The 4,162-nt window shown below is 68.1% G+C and carries 4 protein-coding genes; 3 read left to right on the forward strand and 1 reads right to left on the reverse strand.

All coding sequences use genetic code 11. The features are described from left to right. The coding region (locus tag ABDW35_RS33165; RefSeq protein WP_343718119.1) for a LacI family DNA-binding transcriptional regulator at window positions 1-914 on the reverse strand (914 nt) is incomplete at its 3' end. A gap of 235 nt (window positions 915-1,149) precedes the next feature. Between ABDW35_RS33165 and ABDW35_RS33170 the strand changes: the two genes are divergently transcribed. The 3 genes from ABDW35_RS33170 to ABDW35_RS33180 all read left to right on the forward strand — a co-directional run. Then, window positions 1,150-2,472 carry an extracellular solute-binding protein gene (locus tag ABDW35_RS33170; protein ID WP_343718120.1) on the forward strand — a complete coding sequence of 441 codons (1,323 nt, stop codon included), beginning with the start codon at window positions 1,150-1,152 and terminating at the stop codon, window positions 2,470-2,472. Beyond that, window positions 2,469-3,404, forward strand: a complete 936-nt coding sequence (locus ABDW35_RS33175) for a sugar ABC transporter permease (protein ID WP_343718121.1) — start codon at window positions 2,469-2,471, stop codon at window positions 3,402-3,404. The genes ABDW35_RS33170 and ABDW35_RS33175 overlap by 4 nt, the downstream gene beginning before the upstream one ends. Further along, a partial coding sequence (locus ABDW35_RS33180) for a carbohydrate ABC transporter permease (RefSeq protein WP_343718122.1) occupies window positions 3,401-4,162 on the forward strand: 762 nt, incomplete at its 3' end. The genes ABDW35_RS33175 and ABDW35_RS33180, both read left to right, overlap by 4 nt.

Genomic DNA, 4,162 nt, shown 5'->3' on the forward strand with positions numbered 1-4,162 from the left:
GCCAGCGGCTGGCGCACGGTGGTCAGCGCCGGGTGCACGACGGCGGCGAGGTCGACGTCGTCAAAGCCGACAATCGACACATCGCGCGGGATTGAGGCGCCGAGGTCGCGGGCGCCGGCATAGGCGCCCATCGCATACATGTCGTTGACCGTGACCACCGCCGTCGGCGGGTCGTCGCGGCTGAGCAGCTCGCGGATGCCGATGCGGCCGAGCTCCGGCCCCTCGGTGTCGCCGTAGCCGCCGATGCCCGCCCCCTGCCAGACCAGCGCGGGGTCCAGCGCCAGCCCTGCCTTGGCCATCGCCGCGCGCAGCCCGTCGAGGCGGGCGGCGCGGCTGGCGGTCTTGATCGGCCCGGACAGGAAGCCGATGCGGCGGTGGCCGAGGCCGACCAGATGCTGCCCGGCCAGCCTGGCGCCGAGCTCGTTGTCGACGCTGACGCTGCAGGCCACCACCGCCTCCGCCCCCTGGCCCCTGCGGTCGAAGGCGGCGACCACCAGGCCGCGGCGGACGAGATGGGCGATGTGGTCGAAGGTCAGCGGCGAGGAGCTGAAGATCACCCCGCGCACGCCGGAGGACAGCAGCGTCTCGGCATAGCGCGCCTCCTGCTGCGGGTCGCGCTCGGCGTTGCAGATCAAGACCTTGTAGCCCAGCGCGGTGGCCGCACGCTCGACCTTGTGGGCCAGCGCGCCCCAGAACGGGTTGGCGACCGAGGGCACGATCAGCCCGATGGTGCGGTTGCGGCCGGATTTGAACTGCCGGGCCAGCGCGTTCGGGGTGTAGCCGAGCGCCTCGATCGCCTGCAGCACCCGGGCCCTGGTCTCGGCCTGCATGCGCCCGTGCCGGCCGTTCAGCACGTTCGACACCGTGCTGGCCGAGACGCCCGCCGCCCGCGCCACGTCGAGAATGCTCGCCACGATCCCCCAAACCCGCTGTTTCGCGAAAACGCCAGGTACAACGTTTTATCACGAATAGCGCCGCCCCGGCGCCGATGTCAAATGGCGGATCTCCGGGCCAGTCCCATGCTGTGAAACATTGCCGTGTTGACTCAGCGGACGATCGTGGTGTTACGTTGCACCAACTTGCGTACATTGAGCCGGTCATGGTGAGAGGCGCGGCAAGCGCCCCACCGCCTCAGGGGGAGGACCCGACATGTCCAGGAGATTCGATTCCAAGAGATTCGGCCGGCGCGACGCCCTGCGGCACGGCGCGGCCCTGATCGGCGGGGCGGCCCTCGCCGGCCTCGCCCCCCGCGCCTTCGCGCCCCAAGCCTTCGCCCAGGACGCGGCCCGCATCCGCTTCGGCGGCTATGTCGAGAGTCAGGAGCAGCTGAAGCAGACCCTGGCGACGCTGAAGGCCTATACCGACGGCCATCCGGGGATCGAGATCGTGCCGGAATTCACCAGCTTCAGCGCCTTCACCGACAAGCTGGCCACCGAGGCCGCGGGCGGCAACGCGCCCGACATGTTCAGCGTCAATGTCGACCTGCTGGGCGAATACGCCCGGCGCGGCGTGCTGGCGCCGCTGAACGGCTACATCCCCAAGCCGCTGGACCTGTCGGACTATGTCGACGGGGCGATCAAGGCCGGCACGCTGAACGGCCAGCTCTACGCCATCCCGAACGACTGCATCGCCCCGGCGATCACGGTGAAGACCGCGGTGTTCGAGGAGACGGGCGTGCCCCTGCCCGGCCAGATGTGGACCTGGGAGCAGCTGGCCGAGACCGCGGTCGCGATCAGCAAGGCCAAGGGCAAGCGCTTCTGGGGGCTGGAGGATGCGGGGTCGAACTACATCCCCTGCGACGTCTTCCTGCGCGGCAGGGGCAAGTCGATGTTCACGCCGGAGCGGCAGTTCGGCTTCGCCCGCGAGGACATGGCCGATTGGTTCGCCTACTGGGCGAAGCTGCGCGACGCCGGCGGCATCCCGCCCGGCGAGGTGCAGGCCCTGGCCAATGGCGACGACCCGGCGCTGACCGGCATCATCTCCGGCCGCGCGGCGATGTTCGCGTCGCTGACCGACAGCTTCGTCGGGCTGCAGGCGCTGACCGAGGACGACCTGGTGCTGCACATGATGCCGAACGGCTTCCAGGGCGGCACGCTCAAGCAGCACCACTACACCTATGCCGGCAACTCCACCGGGCTGTGGACCAAGTCGCCGCATAAGGATCGGATCGTGGACGTCATCCGGTTCATGCATTTCGAGCCGGCGGGGATCGCGCTGTACTACCGCGGCAGCGGCATGGTGCCGGCGTCGAAGGCCGGCCGGGCGGCGCTGGCCAATGAGGGCACCGACGCCGACCGCAAGATCATCGCCTATATCGACCTGCTGCAGCAGGACCCGGCGCCGCCGCGCTATCCCGGCATCACCGGCATGTCGGGCATGCTGCGCCGGGCCAATGAGGCGGTGGCCTTCGGCAAGCTGAAGCCGCAGGAGGCCGCCGACCAGTTCATCGGCGAAGCCAAGGCCCGGCTGTGAAGCGGCGGAGCCTCGGCTCGCGCGGCGCCAATCCGAGGGGCGTCGGCAGCACGGCGGAGCAGAACGGCGCCGCCTACCTGTTCCTGGCGCCATGGATCATCGGCGCCCTGTGCCTGACGCTGGGGCCGATCCTGGCGTCGCTGTACCTGTCCTTCACCAGCTACGACCTGTTCAACCCGCCGGTCTGGGCCGGGCTGCACAATTACGAGCGGCTGCTGTTCGAGGACCCGCGCTATGTCCAGGCGGTCAAGGTCACCTTCCACTACGTCTTCCTGTCGGTGCCGCTGAAGCTGGCCTTCGCCCTGGCCGTGGCGGTGATGCTGAACCGCGGCATCCGGTTCCTCGGCCTCTATCGCGGCCTGTACTACCTGCCCTCGCTGCTCGGCGGCAGCGTCGCCGTCGCCATCATGTGGCGGCAGATCTTCAGCTATGACGGCCTCATCAACCACATCCTGCTGTGGTTCGACATCGACGGGCCGAGCTGGATCTCGAACCCGGACACCGCCCTCTACACCCTGGTCAGCCTGGCGGTGTGGCAGTTCGGGTCGCCGATGATCATCTTCCTGGCCGGCCTCAAGCAGATCCCGCAGGATCTGTACGACGCCGCCTCGGTCGACGGCGCCGGGCCGGTGACCAAGTTCTTCCGCATCACCCTGCCCCTCCTCACCCCGATCATCTTCTTCAACTTCGTGATGCAGATGATCGGCGCGTTCCAGGCCTTCACCCCGTCCTTCATCATCAGCAACGGCACCGGCGGGCCAGCGGATTCGACGCTGTTCTACACCCTGTATCTCTACGAGCAGGGCTTCACCAACTTCCAGATGGGTTACGCCTCGGCCATGGCCTGGATCCTGGTCGGGATCATCGCCACCGCCACGGCCGTGGCCTTCCTGTCGGCCCGCTTCTGGGTGCATTACGGGGATGAGCGATGACGGCGGCGGCTCGCGACGAGGCACCGATGCGGGCCTGCCGGCAAGGCTTGCCTTTCTGGATGGCCGATGTCCGGCCGAAGCGGATCCTGATCCACCTGGCGCTGATCGCCGGCGCCGTGGTGATGATCTACCCGCTGCTGTGGCTGGCCAGCAGCTCGGTCAAGCCGTCGACGCTGATCTTCTCCGACCCCGGGCTGTGGCCGGCCAAGCTGCGGCTGCAGAACTACGCCGATGGCTGGCGCGGCGCCGCCCTGCCCTTCAGCGTGTTCTTCGGCAACTCCTTCCTGATCTCGGCCCTGGCGGTGATCGGCAACGTCATGGCCTGCAGCCTGGTGGCCTATGCCTTCGCCCGGCTGAACTTCCGGTTCAAGCGCACCCTGTTCGGGCTGATGCTGGCCACCATCATGCTGCCGCTGCACGCGACGCTGATCCCGCAATACATCCTGTTCCACAATTTGGGCTGGGTGAACACCATCCTGCCGCTGGTGGTGCCGAAGTTCCTGGCGGCCGACGCCTTCTTCGTCTTCCTGATGGTGCAGTTCATCCGCGGCATCCCGCGCGAGCTGGACGAGGCGGCGATGATGGACGGCGCCGGGCCGTTCCGGATCTACCGCTCGATCATCCTCCCTCTCCTGACCCCGGCGCTGGTCACCACCGCCGTCTTCTCCTTCATCTGGACCTATGAGGATTTCCTGACGCCCCTGGTCTATCTGACCGACATGGCCTCCTATACCGTGCCGCAGGGGCTGCGGCTGTTC

This window comes from Inquilinus sp. (assembly GCF_039594555.1).
In the GTDB taxonomy this organism is placed as follows: domain Bacteria; phylum Pseudomonadota; class Alphaproteobacteria; order DSM-16000; family Inquilinaceae; genus Inquilinus.

Bases quoted from the DNA above. Each gene is read 5' to 3' on its own strand.
- ABDW35_RS33170 (WP_343718120.1), top strand. From the start codon at position 1,150: ATGTCCAGGAGATTCGATTCCAAGAGATTCGGCCGGCGCGACGCCCTG.